Origin of the sequence: Agathobaculum sp. LCP25S3_E8 (assembly GCF_052117165.1) — a bacterium.
Lineage (GTDB): Bacteria > Bacillota > Clostridia > Oscillospirales > Butyricicoccaceae > Agathobaculum.
The window spans coordinates 1-467 of the sequence record NZ_JBQKJR010000178.1; the positions used below are offsets into that span (position 1 = coordinate 1).

At 54.8% G+C, this 467-nt stretch carries 1 pseudogene; it reads left to right on the plus strand.

What is annotated here, in order from left to right:
• Window positions 1-96: 96 nt before the first annotated feature.
• Window positions 97-467, plus strand: a pseudogene (locus ACTQ34_RS18170) (hypothetical protein); the annotation flags it as partial.

The window sequence follows — 467 nt, forward strand, 5'->3', positions numbered from 1 at the left end:
CCGCAGTTTTCCTGCGTTCCGCTACGCTCCACTTCGGAAAACTGCGCTGTATTACCATGCTTTTCAGATTTTGGGTGTTTCCAGACTGCACATTTCTTGACATTTCCATACGGCGTCCTCAATCTCAAGGGCAATGTGCACCTGATCCTGACCGACGGATGTACACTTACTGTCAAATCTTTTTTAGCCGGCAAAAATAATTGCAACCTGACCATCTACGGGCAGAATGCTGGTACCGGCAAGCTGATCGCCACGGGCGGCGGCGAGGTAAACTACTCTTATGGAATATACATCAACAGTGGCGGCTCCCTTACCATCAACGGTGGCGTGATCGAGGCCAGCGCCGCCAGCTCCACAGACGCAGCAGGCATCAAGGCTACCTACGGCACCGTCACCATCAACGGCGGCTCCGTCACCGCCGGCAGCGCGAACGACGGCGCGGGCATTTACGTCAAGACCCTCAACAT